This is a genomic window from Streptomyces camponoticapitis, from assembly GCF_014646115.1.
Lineage (GTDB): Bacteria > Actinomycetota > Actinomycetes > Streptomycetales > Streptomycetaceae > Streptomyces > Streptomyces camponoticapitis.
The window spans coordinates 37,451-55,711 of sequence record NZ_BMMV01000022.1 but is presented as its reverse complement, the minus strand read 5'-3'; the positions used below and the strand labels follow the sequence as shown (position 1 = coordinate 55,711).

Sequence of the window (18,261 nt, the reverse complement as noted above, 5' to 3'; positions counted from 1 at the left end):
GGCCGCCGGTCCGCCTCTCTCAGGCGGGCGGGGGCGCCGTCGAGCCGCGGATCACCAGGGACACCGGCAGGACGGTGTTCTCGGGCTCGCGTCCGTCGAGGATGGCCAGCAGCGCCGACATCCCGTGCTCGCCGACCCGCTCGGCGGGCAGCCTGACGGTGGTCAGCTCCGGCTCCAGCGCCGTCGCGAGACCCGAGTCGTCGAAGCCGGTGACGGAGATGTCGTCCGGCACCCGCAGACCGAGTTTCCGGGCGGCCTTGACGGCGCCCGCCGCGAGCACGTCACTGTCGCAGATCAGCGCCGTGGGCCTGGGCCCCGGGCCGCGGAGGGCCCGCTCGGCCGCCTCCCGCGCCGCGTGCACCTCCAGGGCCGACCGCACGGTGCGTACGACCGCCCCGGGCACCCCGCGTACCGCCTCGGCCAGCGTGTCGGCCCGCACGGTGAACGTCCAGGAGGTCACGGCCGAGGCCAGATGGATGATCCGGCGGTGGCCCAGCCCGAGCAGATGGCCGGTCACCTGGCGCATGGCGTCCGCGATGTCGAGATTCACCTGCGCCGCGGCGCCGGACCCGGCCGGGTCGCTGTCGAGCATCACCAGCGGCAGATCGGTGCCCCGGATCGTGGCGAGCGCCTCGGTGGCCATGGACGAGGCGATCACGCCGTCCAGCGCCGCCCGCGCCGAGGCGAACGGGTCCCTGGCCGGCCCGACGCCCTCCGGCGACGGATACAGGACGACCCCGAAGCTGTGCTCGGCGGCGACCGACGCCGCGCCGGTGTAGACCCGGGCGAAGAACTCGTGGGTGAGCGCCGGCACCACCAGCAGCGCGGTCCTGGTCCGGCCGAGACGGAGATTGCGGGCAGCGAGGTTGGGCCGGTAGCCCAGCTCGCGCGCCGTGTCGCGGACGAGCCCGGCCGTGCGCTCGGAGACCCGGCCGGGCCACTTGTCGCCCAGCACGAGGGAGACCGTCGCCTGCGACACCCCGGCGGCGCGCGCCACGTCCCTGCTGGTCGGCCTCGGGGACCTCGCGGCCGTGCCGGGCCCGGACCCGTCCGTACGGGGCGGCTCTGCCATGGGTGTCGTCCTCCGCGGTGACTGCTGCCGCCCGAAAGCCGGTGGACCCGCGGGCTCCCGACATGGTACGTATGACTCCGCACGTTATACGTAAAACTTCGGGCCGTGCCCGGCCGACCGGGGGAGAGAAGGGGGAGCCATGGCCACCGGCTACGTGGAGATTCTCAGGGCACCGCACGCCGCACGGTTGCTCGCGGGCACGCTCGTCGGACGGCTGCCCAGCGCCACCGGCCACATCGCGATCGTCCTGTTCACCCGCGACGCGGGCGGCAGCTACACCCTCGCGGGCGTCCTGGCGGCCGTCTACGGGCTGTCCACCGCGATCGGCCAGCCGCTGCTCGGCCGCGCCGTCGACCTGGTCGGCCAGCCGCGCGTCCAGCTCCCCGCGGCCCTCGTCTCCGCCCTCGGCATGGTCTTCCTCGCCGCCACCGGCATCGACCCGCTGCCCCTCGCCTACGCGGCGGTGGTCGTCGCCGGCTTCTTCACCCCGCCGCTCGAAGGGGGTCTGCGGGCCCTGTGGCCCAGCGTGCTCGGCCGGGAGGACCGTGTGCACCGGGCGTACGCCATGGACGCCGTGGCGCAGGAAGTGATGTTCACGGCCGGCCCTCTCTTCGTCACCCTCCTGGTCGCCCTCTGGTCCCCGGGCGCCGCCCTCCTGGTCATCAACGCCATAGGCGTCCTCGGCGCGCTCACGGTCGTGCTCTCCAAACCCTCGCGCGCCTGGCGCTCGGTGCCCCGGGAGGCCCACTGGCTGGGCGCCCTGCGCTCACCCGGGCTCCTCGCGCTCCTCGCCGCCTTCCTCTTCGTCGGCCTGGCGCTCGGCTCCATCACCGTCGCCGGCGTCGCGTACGCGGACGACCAGGGCCGTGAGTCGGTGTACGGCTGGCTGATGGCCGCCCTCGGCCTCGGCGCGCTGGTGGGCGGCCTCGCGTACGGAGCCAGGGAGTGGACCGGCACCCCCGAACGCAGGCTCCTGTGGATCACCGCCCTGCTCGCGGTCGGCTACCTCCCACTGATGCTCACCCCCGGCGTCGTGGCCATGACCGGGCTCGCCGCCCTCTCCGGGGTCTTCCTGGCGCCCGCGCTGGCCTGTGCCTTCATCGTCGTCGACCGGCACGCCCCGCGCGGCACCGTCACGGAGGCGTTCTCCTGGCTCGTCACCACCTTCGGCGTCGGCGCCGCGTTCGGTACGGGAGTGGCCGGCCCGGCGGTCGAACTCGCCGGGACTTCCGCGAGTTTCGCCGTCGCGGGGGCGGGCGGCGGAGCCGCGCTGCTGGTTCTGCTGGCCACCCGGAAGGTCCTCGCGGCTCCCCTCGACGACGCCGGGACCGGCCCCATTGGGGAAGCCGGTTACGAAAATGATCGCAACGGTGCGGCCCAACACGGTTTCAGCTCAGGCCATCAGGCGTAATGTTCAGACATGGACCGCCGCATTTTCGGGCTGGAGAACGAGTACGGCGTCACGTGCACCTTCAGGGGACAGCGCCGGCTGTCCCCTGACGAAGTGGCGCGCTACCTCTTCCGCCGTGTTGTGTCATGGGGCCGCAGCAGCAACGTCTTCCTGCGGAACGGCGCCCGCCTCTACCTCGACGTGGGATCGCATCCGGAATACGCGACACCCGAATGCGACAACGTGACCGAACTGGTCACGCACGACAAGGCGGGCGAGCGCATTCTCGAAGGCCTGCTCGTCGACGCCGAACGCCGCCTGCACGAGGAGGGAATCGCGGGCGACGTCTATCTGTTCAAGAACAACACCGATTCGGCGGGAAACTCCTACGGCTGCCACGAGAATTATCTCGTCGCCCGCCACGGGGAATTCTCCCGGCTCGCGGACATCCTCATCCCGTTCCTCGTCACCCGGCAGCTGCTCTGCGGCGCCGGCAAGGTGCTGCAGACCCCGCGTGGCGCGGTCTACTGCGTCAGTCAGCGCGCCGAGCACATCTGGGAGGGTGTCAGCTCCGCCACCACCCGCTCCCGTCCGATCATCAACACCCGGGACGAACCGCACGCCGACGCGGAGCGCTACCGCCGGCTGCATGTCATCGTCGGCGACTCGAACATGTCCGAGACGACCATGCTCCTGAAGGTCGGCGCCACGGATCTCGTGCTGCGCATGATCGAGGCGGGCACGGTCATGCGTGACCTCACCCTGGAGAACCCGATCCGGGCGATCCGCGAGGTCAGCCACGACATCACCGGCCAGCGCAAGGTGCGCCTGGCCAGCGGGCGCGAGGCGTCCGCCATCGAGGTCCAGCGGGAGTACTACGAGAAGGCCGTGGACTTCGTCGACCGCCGGGGCATCCGCACCGGCACCGTGGAGCAGGTCCTGGAGCTCTGGGGCCGTACGCTCGACGCGATCGAGGCCGAGGACCTGGACCGGATCGACACCGAGATCGACTGGGTCATGAAGTACAAGCTCCTCGAGCGCTACCGGGCGAAGCACAACATGACCATGTCCCACCCCAGGGTCGCCCAGATAGACCTCGCCTACCACGACATCCACCGCCGTCGCGGGCTCTACTACCTCCTGGAGAAGCGCGGCCAGGCGGCCCGGATCTGCAACGACATGAAGATCTTCGAGGGCAAGTCCGTGCCCCCGCAGACCACCCGTGCACGGCTGCGCGGAGACTTCATCCGCCGGGCCCAGGAGCAGCGGCGGGACTTCACCGTCGACTGGGTCCATCTCAAGCTCAACGACCAGGCGCAGCGGACCGTGCTGTGCAAGGACCCGTTCCGCTCCGTGGACGACCGCGTCGAAAAGCTGATCGCCGGTATGTGACAGTTCGATCACCGGATTCGGCCGTCCGGAACGCCACTCGGGCCCCGTACGTTCCTCGTGCGGGGCCCTTGGCACGCCCTAGAGTGTCGAGGACCCAAACCTTCCGTCTGAGATCTGAGGAATTCGTGCGCCGACTTGCCGGCCTCGTCGTCATCCCCCTACTGCTGCTTTCCCTGGCGGCGTGCGGTGACGACGGAGGCTCCGACTCCACCTCGTCCAAGAACGGGTTTCCCGAGATCACAGCGGGTGCCAAGTTCGGTGAGAAGCCGACCCTCGGGAAGGGCGAGGGAACACCGCCGAAGGAGCTGCAGACCGACGTCGTCAGCGAGGGTGACGGCGCGAAGCTCAAGAAGGGCGACGCGATCCAGGTCAACTACCTGGGCCAGTCGTGGGACTCGACCAAGCCCTTCGACAACAGCTACGACCGCAAGGCCCCCTTCGACCTGACGCTCGGCGCCGGAATGGTCATCCAGGGCTGGGACAAGGGCCTGGAGGGCCAGAAGGTCGGCAGCCGTGTCGAGCTGGTCATTCCGCCGGAGCTCGGTTACGGGGCACAGGGCCAGGGCGACATCAAGCCCAACTCCACCCTCGTCTTCGTCGTCGACATCGTGAAGGCGACCCAGGTCCCGACCACCGCCAAGGGCACCGAGGTCCCCCAGGACAACGCCGACCTGCCCAAGGTCGGGGTCAACGCCGACGGCAAGGCCCCCACGGTCAAGATCCCGAAGACGGACCCGCCGAAGAAACTCGTCTCCAACTACGTGCTGGAGAGCAAGGGCGAGGTCGTCAAGGCCACCGACTCGGTCGTGCTGAACTACGAAGCGCTGCTGTGGAAGGACGCCAAGACCTTCGACAGCACGTACAAGAACGGCAAGACCGTCACGTTCCCGCTGCCGCAGCTCACCCTCAAGGGTCTGAAGGACGGCGTCGTGGGCAAGAAGGTCGGCAGCCGGGTGCTGGTCGTGATCCCGCCGGCCGAGGCGTTCGGTGACAAGGAGCAGCAGGGCATCCCCAAGAACTCCACGCTGGTGTTCGCCGTGGACATCCTGGCGAAGGTGTAAGACTGTCCCGGTTGCCCCGTTCATCATTTAGAGGAGCAGTTCAGTGAGCATCGAGAAGCCCGAGATCGACTTCCCGGGTGGCGAGCCGCCGGCCGACCTGGAGATCAAGGACATCTGGGAGGGCGATGGCGCCGTGGCCAAGGCGGGCGACACCGTCTCCGTCCACTACGTGGGCGTGGCCTTCTCCACCGGCGAGGAATTCGACGCCTCCTGGAACCGCGGTACGCCGCTGTCGTTCCAGCTCGGTCTCGGACAGGTCATCTCCGGCTGGGACCAGGGTGTCCAGGGCATGAAGGTCGGCGGGCGTCGTCAGCTGACGATTCCCTCGCACCTCGCGTACGGCGAGCGTGGCGCGGGCGGCGGTGCCATCGCCCCGGGCGAGACGCTGATCTTCGTCTGCGATCTCGTCTCCGTCTGATCGACGCGTCCGGTCGTGGTCTCCGACCGACGTTGTCGGCGGAATGACGCACCTGTCCGATCACATACGGACACACCGAGGGCCCATGCTGTCCGGCGTGGGCCCTCGGCTTTTGCCGCGGGACCGCCGGGCGGTACGGTCGACGCGCGGATCCGGCACTATCAGATGAGGTGTAGGGCGTCGATGGCCATTGCCAAGGCCGAGCGGTTGATGAATCTCGCGCTGTGCCTGCTCGGCACCCGGCGCCCGCTCAGCAAGCGCGAGCTGCGCGAGTCCATCGAGGCATATCTGGAAGCCGGCTCCGACGACTCCTTCAACCGGATGTTCGAGCGGGACAAGGATGATCTGCGCGAACTCGGTCTGGTCATCGAGACGGTGGAGAATCTGGACGGCGAGACCGGCTATCTCGCCCGCCGGGACAGCAACCGGCTCCCCGCCATCACCCTGGACGCCGAGGAGGCCGCCGCGCTCGGTCTCGCCGCCAAGGTCTGGCAGCAGGCCAGGCTCGCGGGCGCCGCCAGCGGCGCGCTCCAGAAGCTGCGGGCAGCGGGCATGCCGGAGGCCGAGGACTCGTACGAGGCGCACCACAGCGCCCTGGAGCCGCGCATCCCCGTCCACGAGGCCGCGTTCGAGCCGCTGATGCTCGCCTGCCGCGACCGCAGGCCCGTGGTCTTCGACTACCGCAAGGCCAACGCCGCCAAGCCCGAGCAGCGCCAGGTCGAGCCATGGACCCTGGAGTGCTGGCGGGGCCACTGGTATCTGGCCGGCTGGGACCGGGAGCGCAGGGCGGAGCGGGTCTTCCGGCTCTCCCGGATCAGCGGACGGGTCCGTTCCAGGACGGGGCAGTTCACCGCGCCCGTACCCGACGTGGTCACCGTGCGCGAGACGGTCGAGACCTGGGCCGGGGAGACGGCCACGCGCTCGGCCCTGATCCGGCTCCGTTCCGAGAGCGGGTATCCGCTGCGCGCCAGGGCGGTGTCCTCCCGGGAACTGGGCGACGGCTGGGACGAGTTGGAGATCCCGTACGGCCACGGCCTGGACGCCTGGCTGGTGGAGTTCGGCCCCGACGTGGTCGTGCTGGAGCCCGCGGACCTGCGGGCCGACGTCGTGGACCGGCTGCGCGCCGTGGCCAAGGCCTGAGGGGACTTCGAACACACCATGGCAGCCAACGCCATCGACCAGACCCGCCGGATGCTCTCCCTGGTGACGTATCTGCGCGAGCGCCCGGGCGCGCACGTCCAGGACGTCGCCCGCGCCTTCGGGATCACCGAGGACGAGCTCATCTCGGACCTCGACGTGCTGCCCATGTGCGGGACGAGTTTCCGCGGGGGCGACCTCCTCGACATCGACACCGACGGCGACCGCATCTGGTGGCACAACCCGGACGACGTCGCCGAGCCGCTGCGGCTCGCCGCGGACGAGGCCACCGCGCTGCTGGTGGCCGCCCGCGCCGTCGCCACGCTGCCGGGGCTGCGGGAGAGCGACCGGCAGGCGCTGCTGCGGGCCACCGCCAAGCTGGAGGCCGCCGCCGGTGAGGCGGCGGGTGCCAGCTCCCGGCTCTCGGTCACCTTCGAGTCCGAGGGCGGCGTCTTCGCCGACGTGGACCGGGCCATCTCCGAGCGGCGCCGGCTCTGGCTGCGCTACTACTCCCCGGCGCGGGACGAGCTGACCGAGCGTGAGGTGGACCCGATCAGGCTGTTCGCCGTGGGCCACACGTACATGGAGGCCTGGTGCCGGCTCTCCGAGGCGCGGCGTACGTTCCGGCTCGACCGGGTCGCCGAGATCAGGCTGCTCGACGAGCCTGCCGCGCCGCCGGAGCTGGAGCTGCGTGACCTGTCCGAGGGGCTGGTGCAGCCGGCTGCCGAGGATCCCGAGGTGGTGGTCGAGGTCGGCCCCGGCGGGCGCTGGGTCGCCGAGTACTACCCGCACGACAGCGCCGAGGAACTGCCCGACGGCGGATTGCGGATCACGCTGCGTACGCCGGCGCCCGCCTCGCTGCGGCGGCTCGCGCTGCGTCTGGGCAGGGACGGGCGGATCACCTCGCCGCCGGAGCTCGCGGAGAGCGCGCGGCTGGCGGCGGGCGAGGCATTGGCGGCGTACGACGCGGGCGACTACCGACACAACTAGGGGATTTGGGGGATATGTCCGTGATGGCTGGTTTCTCGGCTTCGGCATCCATGGTGCCGGTCCTCTTCCGGGCCGCCTGCCCCGAGTGCCGGGCCCGCTTCGAACTCTCGGCCGGCGCGCTGCGGCTCGCGATCGGCGCCGGCCGCCGTACGACCTTCTACTCGTTCACCTGCCCCGAGTGCGAGACGGCGGTGCGCAAACCCGCCGGTGAACGCATCGTCGAACTGCTACTGGGTGCCGGCGTACGGACCCTGCGCCTGCATTCGACCCTCTAGGGGAAAGGCTTCCTCGCGTGTTCTGGCCCATGCTCGCCATCGCCCTCGGCTTCTGCGGACTGACCGTGCTCGGCGTCCTCGCGGTCCGTGTCTTCGTCGAGGCCCGGCGCCTCGGCCACCAGGTCGCCTCCACCACACGGCGGATCAACCAGGCGGCCGAGGAGCTGGAGATGGCCGCCACCCATCTCGCGAAGACCGGCGATGCCATCCGATAAATGAATGCACCCTCCCTCCATCACCAGTTCGGGCGGTAGGGTGACGAAGCGGTCTCGGACTGGAGGCGGGGGCCGTCGTAGGGAGTACGCACAGGCATTGCCCTGCGTTTACCCCTGCGGGTTACGATCGCTGCCAGCACGGTGGTCAGACAACTGTCCGGCTGTCGTCCAAGACTCCTGTCGCCTCGGTGAAGAAGGTAATCGCTATGGGTAGGCTCGGCCCCACCGAGATCATCCTCATTCTTGTCGTCATCATCCTGCTCTTCGGCGCCAAGAAGCTGCCCGACATGGCCCGTTCACTCGGCAAGTCGGCGCGCATCCTCAAGAGCGAGGCGAAGGCGATGAAGTCCGACGACAACAAGAGCGGCACCGCTCCCACGGACCCGCCGACCGCCTCCGCCGACCCGGACCAGCCCGCGCCCCGGACGATCCAGGCCGCGCCCGGCGATGTCACCAACTCGCGCCCCGTCGCCGAGCCGACCGACTCGACCAAGCGCTGATCCGACCCCTGGGCCGATGCACGCACCGGGCACGGTGACGGCCTGCCGCACGAGATGAGGACGTGGGTTGCCCAAGTCTGCCCGCACAGAAGAGAAGGATCCCGAGGGGCGCATGCCGCTCGTGGAGCATCTTCGTGAGCTGCGCAACCGGCTGTCGAAAGGGATCCTCGCGATCATCGTCGTGTCGATCGTGGCGGCGGTCTACAGCGAGCCGATCATGACGTTCTTCGCCGAGACCGTGCCCGCGTGCAAGGACGGCTTCGAGGACAGCGACGGCGGCAACTGCGCGCTCGTCTCCTTCAACACGATCACCGCGCCGTTCACCACCACGATCCGGGTCAGCCTCACGGCCGGCATCATCGGCGCCAGCCCGGTCTGGCTCTACCAGCTCTGGGCCTTCATCGCCCCCGGTCTGCACAAGAACGAGAAGAAGTACACATACGGGTTCGTCGCGACCGCCGTGCCCCTCTTCGCGGCCGGTGCCTACCTGGCGTACGTGATCCTCCCGATCAGCCTCAAGGTGCTGCTCAGCCTGACGCCGACGGGCTCGTCGAACATCCTCTCCCTCGAAGAGGTCATCGACTTCACCACCCGCATGGTGCTGGTCTTCGGCCTCGCCTTCGAGCTGCCGCTCATCCTGGTCATGCTCAACATGACCGGTGTCGTGACCGGCCGCCGGATGGCCGGATGGTGGCGGGCCGTCGTGATGGGCGTCTTCGTCTTCGGCGCCGTCGTCACCCCGACCACGGACCCCGTCGGCATGCTCGCGCTGGCCGGGCCGATCGTCGTCCTCTACTTCGGAGCGGTCGCCTTCTCCCTGCTGAACGACCGGCGCAGGCGCCGCAACAACCCCGACGCCGGGCTGGACGACGACGAGGCGTCCGATCTTGACCACACCCCGGAGAGCGTCGGCAGCGTCGAACCCGTCTCGTCGGTTGCCGCGCTGCCCGAGCAGGACAGCAACCGTACGGCCCGGGTGAACGGTTACGACGACGTCACCTGATCCGTGACCGCCGAGATCAGCCTCTTCGTCAATCCCACCGCGGGCCGCGGCAGGGGCGCCCGTGCCGCCCAGCCGGCCGCCCGCGCGCTCCGGGACGCCGGATACTCCGTCCGTACGGTGCTCGGTGGCGACGCGGACGACGCGCTGCGGCGCGCACGGGAGGCCGTCGCGGCCGGAACCGGCGCCCTGATCGCCGTCGGCGGGGACGGTCTGGTCTCCCTCGCCCTCCAGGCCGTGGCCGGTACGGACACCCCGCTCGGCGTCGTCGCCGCCGGCACGGGCAACGACTTCGGCCGGGCGCTCGGCCTGCCGCTCCGGGACCCCGCCGAGGCGGGCCGGATCGCGGCCGACGCGCTCAAGAACGACGGCATCCGGGAGCTGGACCTGGGGCGGGTCGGGGACCGCTGGTTCGGGACCGTCCTGGCCTCCGGTTTCGACTCCCGGGTCAACGACCGCGGCAACCGTATGCGCCGGCCGAACGGCCGTCTCAAGTACGACCTGGCGATGGTGGCCGAACTGGCCGCCTTCAGGCCCGTCCCGTACCGCATGACCCTGGACGACGGCATCGAGCGGGAGATCGAGGCCACCCTGATCGCCGTCGGGAACGGCCCCTCCTACGGAGGCGGCATGCGGATCTGCGCGGACGCCGCCATGGACGACGGGCTCTTCGACGTGACGGTCGTCGGGGACTGCGGGCGCGCCACGCTGCTGAAGGTCTTCCCGAAGGTCTACCGGGGCACACACCTCAGCCACCCCAAGGTCACCGTCCACCGCACCGCGAGGATCATCCTTGCCGCGCCCGGCCTCACCGGCTACGCCGACGGGGAGCCGCTCGGCCCGCTGCCGCTGACCGCCGAGTGCGTCGCCGGGGCCGTACGGGTGCTCGGCCGCTGCCCGGTGCCGGGCCGCGCAGGGGCCGCGCTCCCTCGCCAGTAAAGATCGCGCTGACTGTCAGAGGTGACGGGTAGGCTCGTGAGCAAGATGACAGAGGACCTCACACCGGCCGAGCGTTACGCCGCCGCTCGGACCCGGGCAGCCGAGCAGGCCACCGCACTCGCTCCGTTCCGCGAGATGTACGACTTCGGCCTCGATCCGTTCCAGATCGAGGCGTGCCGGGCGCTGGAGTCCGGCAAGGGCGTCCTGGTCGCCGCGCCGACCGGCTCCGGCAAGACGATCGTCGGCGAGTTCGCCGTGCACCTGGCCCTCGCCGAGGGGCGCAAGTGCTTCTACACCACTCCCATCAAGGCACTGTCCAACCAGAAGTACGCGGACCTGGTGAAACGCTACGGCGCGGACAAGGTCGGGCTGCTCACCGGCGACAACAGCGTCAATTCCGACGCCCCGGTGGTCGTCATGACCACCGAGGTCCTGCGCAACATGCTCTACGCGGGCTCCCAGTCGCTGTCCGGGCTCGGCTATGTCGTGATGGACGAGGTGCACTACCTCTCCGACCGCTTCCGGGGCGCCGTCTGGGAAGAGGTGATCATCCACCTCCCCGAGTCCGTGACCCTGGTGTCGCTGTCGGCGACGGTCTCGAACGCCGAGGAGTTCGGTGACTGGCTGGACACCGTCCGTGGCAGCACCGAGGTGATCGTCTCCGAGCACCGCCCCGTGCCGCTGTGGCAGCACGTCTTCGCGGGCCGCCGGATGTACGACCTTTTCGAGGAGAGCACCGACCACGGCGGCCGGGGCGGGGCCCGCCGCGAGGTCAACCCCGACCTCGTCCGGCTGGCCCGGATGGAGAACCAGAAAACGTACAACCCGCGCGACCGCCGTCGCGGCAAGATGGTCCGGGAGGCGGACCGGGAGCGCGAGCGCCGGCAGCGGAGCCGGATCTGGACGCCGGGCAGGCCCGAGGTGATCGAGCGGCTCGACGCCGAGGACCTGCTGCCCGCCATCACCTTCATCTTCAGCCGGGCCGGCTGCGAGGCCGCCGTACAGCAGTGCCTGCACGCCGGGCTGCGGCTCAACGACGACAGCAGGCGCGCACGGGTCCGCGAGATCGTGGAGGAGCGCACCGCGTCCATCCCCACCGAGGACCTGCATGTGCTGGGGTACTACGAGTGGCTGGAGGGCCTGGAGCGGGGCATCGCCGCGCATCACGCCGGCATGCTGCCCACATTCAAGGAAGTCGTCGAGGAGCTGTTCGTCCGAGGTCTGGTCAAGGCCGTGTTCGCCACGGAGACCCTGGCGCTCGGCATCAACATGCCGGCCAGGTCCGTCGTCCTGGAGAAGCTCGTCAAGTGGAACGGCGAGCAGCACGCCGACATCACGCCCGGTGAGTACACCCAGCTGACCGGGCGCGCCGGACGCCGTGGCATCGATGTCGAGGGCCACGCGGTGGTGCTCTGGCAGCGGGGCATGGACCCGGGCGCGCTCGCGGGCCTCGCGGGCACCCGCACGTATCCGCTGCGCTCCAGCTTCCGGCCGTCGTACAACATGGCGGTCAATCTGGTGCAGCAGTTCGGCCGTCACCGCTCGCGCGAGCTGCTGGAGACCTCGTTCGCGCAGTTCCAGGCGGACAAGTCGGTGGTGGGGATCTCCCGGCAGGTCCAGAAGAACGAAGAGGGGATGGAGGGCTACCGGGAGGGCATGACCTGCCACTTGGGGAACTTCGAGGAGTACGCGCGGCTGCGCCGCGACCTCAAGGACCGCGAGACGGAGCTGGCCAAGCAGGGCGCCGTGCAGCGGCGGGCCGCCGCGGCCTCCTCGCTGGAGAAGCTCAAGCCCGGCGATGTCATCCATGTCCCGACCGGCAAGTTCGCCGGGCTCGCGCTGGTGCTCGACCCCGGGCTGCCCGCCGGGCGGGCCAACGGACACCGGGGCGTGGAGTATCACGACGGCCCGAGGCCGCTGGTCCTGACCGCCGAGCGGCAGGTCAAGCGGCTCGCCTCGATGGACTTCCCGGTGCCGGTCGAGGCGTTGGAGCGGATGCGGATCCCGAAGAGCTTCAACCAGCGCTCGCCGCAGTCGCGTCGCGATCTGGCGTCCGCGCTGCGCTCCAAGGCCGGTCACATCGTGCCGGAGCGGCACCGCAAGGGGCGGGCGCCGGCCGCCGACGACCGCGAGATCTCCCGGCTGCGCACGGAGCTGCGCGCGCACCCGTGCCACGGCTGCGACGAGCGCGAGGACCACGCGCGCTGGGCCGAGCGCTACCACCGGCTGCAGCGGGACACCCGGCAGCTGGAGCGGCGGATCGAGGGCCGGACGAACACCATCGCCCGCACCTTCGACCGTATCGTCGCCCTCCTCACCGAGATGGACTATCTGCGCGCCGACGAGGTCACGGGCAACGGCAGGCGGCTCGCGCGGCTCTACGGCGAACTGGACCTGCTGGCCAGCGAATGCCTGCGCGAGGGTGTCTGGGAGGGGCTCTCCCCGGCGGAACTGGCCGCGTGCGTCTCGGCGTTGGTCTTCGAGGCGCGCCAGTCGGACGACGCGGTGGCGCCCCGGCTGCCCAGCGGCGCGGCGAAGGCCGCGCTCGGCGAGATGGTCCGTATCTGGGGCCGGCTCGACGCGCTGGAGGAGGACTTCAAGATCAACCAGGCGGAGGGCGTCGGCCAGCGCGAGCCCGACCTCGGCTTCGCCTGGCCCGTGCACATGTGGGCGTCGGGCAAGGGACTCGACGAGGTGCTGCGCGACGCCGAGATGCCGGCGGGCGACTTCGTCCGCTGGTGCAAGCAGGTGATCGACGTCCTCGGGCAGATCGCCGCCGCGGCGCCCCGCGAGAACAGCACGGTCGCGAAGAACGCCCGCAAGGCGGTCGACGCGGTGCTGCGCGGGGTGGTGGCGTACAGCTCGGTGGGGTGACGGCGGTCCACGAAGGGCCCGGACACCTGGTGTCCGGGCCCTTCGGCCGTGGGGAGCCCGACAACTCCCCTGGATATGGGGCTACTTCGGCATCAGTACCGTGTCGATGATGTGCACCGTCGCGTTGGCCGTCGGGACGTCGCCGCAGACCACCGCGGCCGCGTCGTTCACCTTGTAGGAGTCGTCGGAGCCCGACGTGGTGAGGGTGCTCTTCTGGAGGGTGGGGTAAGTGCCGCTCACCAGCTGCCGCTTCGCCAGCTTCTCGCCCACCACGTGGTAGGTGAGGATCTTGGTGAGCATGGCCTTGTCGGCGAGGACCGCGTCCAGGTCGGCCTTCGGGAGCTTGGCGAAGGCGTCGTTGGTGGGGGCGAACACCGTGATGTTCTGGGCGGTGTTGAGGGTGTCGACCAGGCCCGCCTTCTGGACCGCGGTGACGAGGGTGGAGAGCTCCGGGTTGTTGGACGCGGCCGTCGCGACGGGGGCCCGGCCCATGCCGTCGAAGCTGCCGGGACCCGTCTTCGGCACCGAGGCGCAGGCCGGACCGAACGGTGCGTCCGTGGTGTCGCCCGCCGAGGCGTCGGGCGTCTCGTCCGCCTTGTCCTCGGCGGCGGACGAGGACTCCGCCTTGGTGTCCTTCTCGTCGCTCGAACACGACGTCAGCGCCAGCGGCAGGGCGACGGCGGCGACAACGGTGACGGCGGCACGCTGGAAACGGGTGATCTTCATGTCAATCTCCTTGAAAAGTGGTGCTGTTGATACGGGGGCGGAGAGGGCTCAGTCGACGGCGACCACCACCGAGTGCCGGCCGGTCGCGCCGTCGGGTACGGTCCCGGCGCGCTTGTCCGTCTGGGTGTCGCCGTCCCGGTCGGTCGCGCGGACTTCGAGGGTGTGGTCGCCGGAGGTGGCGGCCCACATCCACGTCCACTGCCGCCAGGTGTCCTCGCTGTCCTCGGCGGCGAGCTCGGCCCGGTTCCACTCGCCGCCGTCGACGCGTACCTCGACCCGGTCGATGCCGCGGTGCTGTGCCCACGCCACTCCGGCGACGGGCACCGGGCCCGCCTTCGGCGAGGCGAAGGGGCGCGGAGTGTCGATCCGGGACTGGGTCTTGACAGGCGCCTCGCGGGACCAGGAGCGCTTGACCCAGTAGGCGTCGTAGTCGGCGAACGTGGTCAGTTCGAGGTCTTCCAGCCATTTGCACGCCGACACGTATCCGTACAGGCCGGGGACGACCATCCGGACCGGGAAGCCGTGGTCGAACGGCAGGGGTTCGCCGTTCATGCCCACCGCGAGCAGCGCGTCACGTCCGTCCATGACCACCTCGACCGGGGTGCCGATGGTCATGCCGTCCACCGAGCGGGACACCAACTGGTCGGCGGGACCGCCCCTCGACGGGGGTCGCACGCCCGCCTCGGCCAGCAGACCGGCCAGCGGGACGCCGATCCAGCGGGCGTTGCCGACGTACGGGCCGCCGACCTCGTTGGAGACACAGGTCAGCGTGATGTCCCGCTCGACCAGGTCCCGTTGGAGGAGATCCCGGAAGCTGACGGTGAGCGGGCGGGCGACGCCTTGGCCGTGGATACGCAGACGCCAGCTGTCGGCGTCGACCCGCGGCACCACCAGGGCGGTGTCCACCCGGTAGAAGTCCTTGTCGGGTGTGGTGAAGGGCGCCAGGCCGCGGACGTTCAGTGCCGCTCCCGCGGGTGTGCGCGGGGCCGGTGAGGAGGGGGCGGGCAGGACGATCGTCCGCCGGGAGGCCGCCGCCTCGGCCGCCCCCGACGCGTTCAGCCGCCGGCCGAGGACGCCCGCTCCGGCCGATGCCACCGCGGCGGCCGTCGCCGCGACGACGAATCCGCGACGGTCGAAGCCTCCCGCGCTCGTCACCGGTTCCGCCGTGGTCCCGTCCCTTCCCCGATCCCTGGGGGAGGACGGGCGGAAGGCGAGCCGGCCGGACAGCAGATACAGCACACCGCAGGCCACCAGACCACCCACGACCGAGGGCAGCGCGTCGGCGAGGCGGCCGTCGGGCCGTTCCACCGCCGCCAGTGCCCCGATCGCTCCGAAGACCAGGACCGCCGCGGGGCCGACCCCGCGGTACCGCAGCGAGGCCACTCCGACCGCCATGGCGAAGAGCGCCAGGAGGGCCAGGATGCCCAGTCGCAGCACCAGCTTGTCATCGGTCCCGAAGTTCCGGACGGCGAAGTCCTTCACCGCTGCGGGTGTGCGGGCGATGACCGCACCGCCCACCGCGGTGACCGGCCCCGCCTCAGGCCGTACGGCCGCCGAGACCAACTCGGCGACGCAGAGCGCCACCAGCCCGGCGATCAGCCCGCCGAGGGCGGCCAGCGCGCCGCGCACCACTCGTACGCCACGCGGCAGTTGGCCGCTCTCGCCGCTCTCGCCGCTCGGGTCTCTCCGGTCTTCGCTCACACCCGGCATTCGGTGCGGGACGCGGGCCGGATTGGTCCGAATGCCGGGGGATCGACGGGACCGCCCGGCGGATCAGGCCGGGAGATCCATCAGCGCCACCGGGTCGGAGGTCGGCCGCGCGGAGCCGCCCGCCGGTTCGACCGTGATGCCCAGGCCCGACGCCGCCCCGACGGAACCCGCCATCAGCACCGGGGCGGTGGGGGCGGAGGAGGGGATGAGCCCCGCGTCGCGCATCGTGCCGCCGTCGTCGAACCAGAGCTGGTACACCTTGCCGCCGGGCGGTTTCGGCAGGCCCGAAGCGATGAAGGCCGCCTTGTCCCGCGTGCGCGACACGACGACCGTGCCGGTCGCTCCCTCGGTCAGCCCGCCCGTACGGATCTGGGCGTCCGGCGCCGCGAGTACCGCGGCCAGCGCCTCGGACGCCCGCCGCGATTCCGACGCCCCCGCACGGGCGTCCTCGGCCTCCTGGTGCTGCCACACGGCGATTCCGCCGAAGGCGGCGGCCGCGGCGAGGCAGGCGGCCAGCGCGAAGCGTGACAGCGCGCGTCCCCTGGCGCCGCCGCCTCCGGCGCCCCGGGCCTCCCGCGCGACCCTGGGCGGCTCCTGGCGTTCGGTGGCGATCCGCCGCAGCACCAGATCCCTGAGCTCGGGGGGTGGTGTCACGGACACGGCGAGCCCCAGCCGCGTGGTGGTGGCGGTCAGTTCGCGGACCTCCCGCTCACAGGCCGGGCACTGCTCCAGATGCCTCTCGAACTCGGCGCGCTCGTCGGGCGCCAGGGCGTGCAGCGCGTAGGCGCCGGTCAACGTGTGAAGTTCGGCCGTGCCGCTCATGCGCTCACCCCCAGGCAGTCGCGCAGCCGGATGAGTCCGTCGCGCAGTCGTGTCTTGACCGTGCCGAGCGGCACGGAGAGCAGTTCGGCCACTTCCCGGTAGGCGAGCCCCTGGTAGTACGCCAACGTGACCGACTGGCGCTGGAGTTCGGTGAGGGTACGTACACAGCGCCGTACCTGTTCACGTTCCAGCCGGGACTCGACCTGCTCCGTGACCTCGTCGAAGGCCGGTGTCCGGTTCAGCCGTGCCGCCCGTTGCTCGCGGTCACTGGCCGCCTGCGCCGAGCGGACCCGGTCCACCGCGCGCCGGTGCGCGAGAGTGAGCACCCAGGTCATGCCGCTGCCGCGGGACGCCTGGAAGCGCGGGGCGCTGCGCCAGACCTCCAGCAGGACCTCCTGGGTCACCTCCTCGGACTGGGCGGGATCGCGCAGGACGGAGCGGACGAGCCCGAGCACGGGCCCGCAGACCAGGTCGTACACCTGCGCGAACGCCTCCTGGTCGCCCCGGGCGACCTGGCCCAGCAGTTCCTGCAGGTCCGGCCCGGCGGGAGCGGGACCGCCGATATGCACGGCTTGTTTCACGCGGCTGATCCTCCACGGTGCGAGTGGGTGTGCGCGGGCATGCGATCCCGGCGCACCGGACGGCTTCCCCTTCTCTTCGGAGCCGGTCCCGCGACGGATTGGTCCGGTCGCCCACCCGGTCGCTCCGCGTCCCGCTCGCTCGCACCGAAGCCGTCCGGGACGTACGGATCGACGGCCCCCCAGGGTCGGCGTCCGGGCCGCGACGGCCCCGCCGTACCCGCCCCCTGCAGTCCGTGATCATCCTGCTGCTCGGCTGCCCGGATCTTCCGGTCGTACCAGAAGTCCGTCGTCAGACCGTCGGGGTCTCCTGCTCGCGCTCCACCTGCTGGTTCCACTCGCGCTTGACCGCCCGCCACGCCTCGTCGTTCTGGCCCAGCCGCCAGTAGCCCGAGATCGACAGCCGCTCCCGCGGGATCTGCCGGTCGTGCCGCAGATGACGGCGCAGCTCCTTCACGAAACCGGCCTCGCCGTGCACGAAGGCGTGCACGTCACCGGCGGGGAAGTCCAGCGCCCGTACGGCCGCGATCAGCGCCTCGCCGACCGGACGGCCCCCGCGGTGCAGCCAGACGATCTCCGCGCCGGCCGGAGCGGCGATCTTCTGCTCCTCCTCCGGGCCCTCGATCTCCACGAAGACATGGATCCTGGCGCCCTCGGGAGCCTGCTCGACCGACGCGGCGATCGCGGGAAGCGCGCTCTCGTCACCGACGAACAGATGCCAGTCGGCGGCCGGGTCCGGGGCGTACGACCCGCCGGGGCCCAGGAACCGCACCGTCTCGCCGGGCCGGGCGGCGGCCGCCCAGGGGCCCGCCAGGCCCTCGTCGCCGTGCACCACGAAGTCGATCGTGATCTCCCCGGCGGACGGGTTCCACTCGCGCACCGTGTACGTACGGGTGGTGGGCCACTGTTCGCGCGGGAAGTCCTCGCGGATCCGGTCGATGTCGAACGGCTCGGGATAGCTGACACCCTCGGCCGCGAACAGCAGCTTGACGTAGTGGTCGGTGAACTCGCCCGCCCGGAGCCCGGCGGGTCCGTCGCCGCCGAGGACCAGGCGGACCATGTGCGGCGTGATGCGCTGGGTGCGTATCACCCGCGCCTCGTGGACCTTCGGTGACTTGCGGGCCGGCTGTGCTGCCACGGCGTCTCCCTCGACTCATGCGGC

Annotated in this window: 18 protein-coding genes; 12 read left to right on the top strand and 6 right to left on the bottom strand. The window is 71.0% G+C overall.

The window, feature by feature from the left end:
- Positions 1 to 19: 19 nt before the first annotated feature.
- Complete coding sequence (locus IEY79_RS27975) at positions 20 to 1,072, bottom strand: LacI family DNA-binding transcriptional regulator (protein ID WP_189110404.1); 1,053 nt, start codon at positions 1,070 to 1,072, stop codon at positions 20 to 22.
- A 139-nt stretch (positions 1,073 to 1,211) separates the two neighbouring features.
- Here IEY79_RS27975 and IEY79_RS27970 point away from each other — a divergent pair, with 139 nt between their 5' ends.
- The 12 genes from IEY79_RS27970 (at position 1,212) to IEY79_RS27915 (ending at position 13,263) form a co-directional block, all read left to right on the top strand.
- The gene (locus IEY79_RS27970) at positions 1,212 to 2,483 is read left to right on the top strand and encodes an MFS transporter (protein WP_189110403.1); all 1,272 of its coding nucleotides are present in this window, start codon (positions 1,212 to 1,214) and stop codon (positions 2,481 to 2,483) included.
- Between the two features lie 9 nt (positions 2,484 to 2,492).
- Positions 2,493 to 3,854 (top strand): Pup--protein ligase, encoded by a 1,362-nt coding sequence (gene pafA, locus IEY79_RS27965; protein WP_189110402.1) that lies wholly within the window; start codon positions 2,493 to 2,495, stop codon positions 3,852 to 3,854.
- Positions 3,855 to 3,979: 125 nt separating this feature from the next.
- Complete coding sequence (locus tag IEY79_RS27960; RefSeq protein WP_189110401.1) at positions 3,980 to 4,915, top strand: FKBP-type peptidyl-prolyl cis-trans isomerase; 936 nt, start codon at positions 3,980 to 3,982, stop codon at positions 4,913 to 4,915.
- A 43-nt stretch (positions 4,916 to 4,958) separates the two neighbouring features.
- The gene (locus IEY79_RS27955) at positions 4,959 to 5,333 is read left to right on the top strand and encodes an FKBP-type peptidyl-prolyl cis-trans isomerase (protein ID WP_189110400.1); all 375 of its coding nucleotides are present in this window, start codon (positions 4,959 to 4,961) and stop codon (positions 5,331 to 5,333) included.
- A 183-nt stretch (positions 5,334 to 5,516) separates the two neighbouring features.
- Entirely contained in the window at positions 5,517 to 6,473 is a 957-nt protein-coding gene (locus IEY79_RS27950) for a helix-turn-helix transcriptional regulator (RefSeq protein WP_189110399.1), read from the top strand.
- Between the two features lie 18 nt (positions 6,474 to 6,491).
- On the top strand, positions 6,492 to 7,460 hold the full coding sequence (locus IEY79_RS27945) for a helix-turn-helix transcriptional regulator (RefSeq protein ID WP_189110398.1): 969 nt from the start codon (positions 6,492 to 6,494) through the stop codon (positions 7,458 to 7,460).
- Positions 7,461 to 7,474: 14 nt separating this feature from the next.
- Positions 7,475 to 7,735, top strand: a complete 261-nt coding sequence (locus tag IEY79_RS27940; RefSeq protein ID WP_373292637.1) for a hypothetical protein — start codon at positions 7,475 to 7,477, stop codon at positions 7,733 to 7,735.
- Between the two features lie 17 nt (positions 7,736 to 7,752).
- Positions 7,753 to 7,950 (top strand): hypothetical protein, encoded by a 198-nt coding sequence (locus IEY79_RS27935; protein ID WP_189110396.1) that lies wholly within the window; start codon positions 7,753 to 7,755, stop codon positions 7,948 to 7,950.
- Between the two features lie 206 nt (positions 7,951 to 8,156).
- A complete protein-coding gene (gene tatA / locus IEY79_RS27930; RefSeq protein WP_189110395.1) occupies positions 8,157 to 8,450 on the top strand; it encodes a Sec-independent protein translocase subunit TatA in 294 nt (97 codons plus the stop codon).
- 112 nt (positions 8,451 to 8,562) lie between these two features.
- Complete coding sequence (gene tatC / locus IEY79_RS27925; RefSeq protein ID WP_189110394.1) at positions 8,563 to 9,453, top strand: twin-arginine translocase subunit TatC; 891 nt, start codon at positions 8,563 to 8,565, stop codon at positions 9,451 to 9,453.
- Positions 9,454 to 9,456: 3 nt separating this feature from the next.
- On the top strand, positions 9,457 to 10,389 hold the full coding sequence (locus tag IEY79_RS27920; protein ID WP_189110393.1) for a diacylglycerol kinase: 933 nt from the start codon (positions 9,457 to 9,459) through the stop codon (positions 10,387 to 10,389).
- A gap of 45 nt (positions 10,390 to 10,434) precedes the next feature.
- The gene (locus tag IEY79_RS27915; protein ID WP_189110493.1) at positions 10,435 to 13,263 is read left to right on the top strand and encodes a DEAD/DEAH box helicase; all 2,829 of its coding nucleotides are present in this window, start codon (positions 10,435 to 10,437) and stop codon (positions 13,261 to 13,263) included.
- An 81-nt stretch (positions 13,264 to 13,344) separates the two neighbouring features.
- On the opposite strand, the gene IEY79_RS27910 is transcribed toward IEY79_RS27915, so the two are convergent.
- From IEY79_RS27910 to IEY79_RS27890, 5 genes are all read right to left on the bottom strand, one after another.
- Positions 13,345 to 13,989, bottom strand: coding sequence for a fasciclin domain-containing protein (locus IEY79_RS27910; RefSeq protein ID WP_189110392.1), 645 nt, complete (start codon positions 13,987 to 13,989; stop codon positions 13,345 to 13,347).
- Positions 13,990 to 14,037: 48 nt separating this feature from the next.
- A complete protein-coding gene (locus tag IEY79_RS27905) occupies positions 14,038 to 15,618 on the bottom strand; it encodes a molybdopterin-dependent oxidoreductase (protein WP_229701193.1) in 1,581 nt (526 codons plus the stop codon).
- Positions 15,619 to 15,762: 144 nt separating this feature from the next.
- On the bottom strand, positions 15,763 to 16,521 hold the full coding sequence (locus IEY79_RS27900) for an anti-sigma factor (protein ID WP_189110390.1): 759 nt from the start codon (positions 16,519 to 16,521) through the stop codon (positions 15,763 to 15,765).
- Positions 16,518 to 17,102, bottom strand: coding sequence for a sigma-70 family RNA polymerase sigma factor (locus IEY79_RS27895; RefSeq protein ID WP_189110389.1), 585 nt, complete (start codon positions 17,100 to 17,102; stop codon positions 16,518 to 16,520). The genes IEY79_RS27900 and IEY79_RS27895 overlap by 4 nt, the downstream gene beginning before the upstream one ends.
- Before the next feature lie 289 nt (positions 17,103 to 17,391).
- On the bottom strand, positions 17,392 to 18,237 hold the full coding sequence (locus IEY79_RS27890; RefSeq protein ID WP_189110388.1) for a siderophore-interacting protein: 846 nt from the start codon (positions 18,235 to 18,237) through the stop codon (positions 17,392 to 17,394).
- Positions 18,238 to 18,261: the final 24 nt, after the last annotated feature.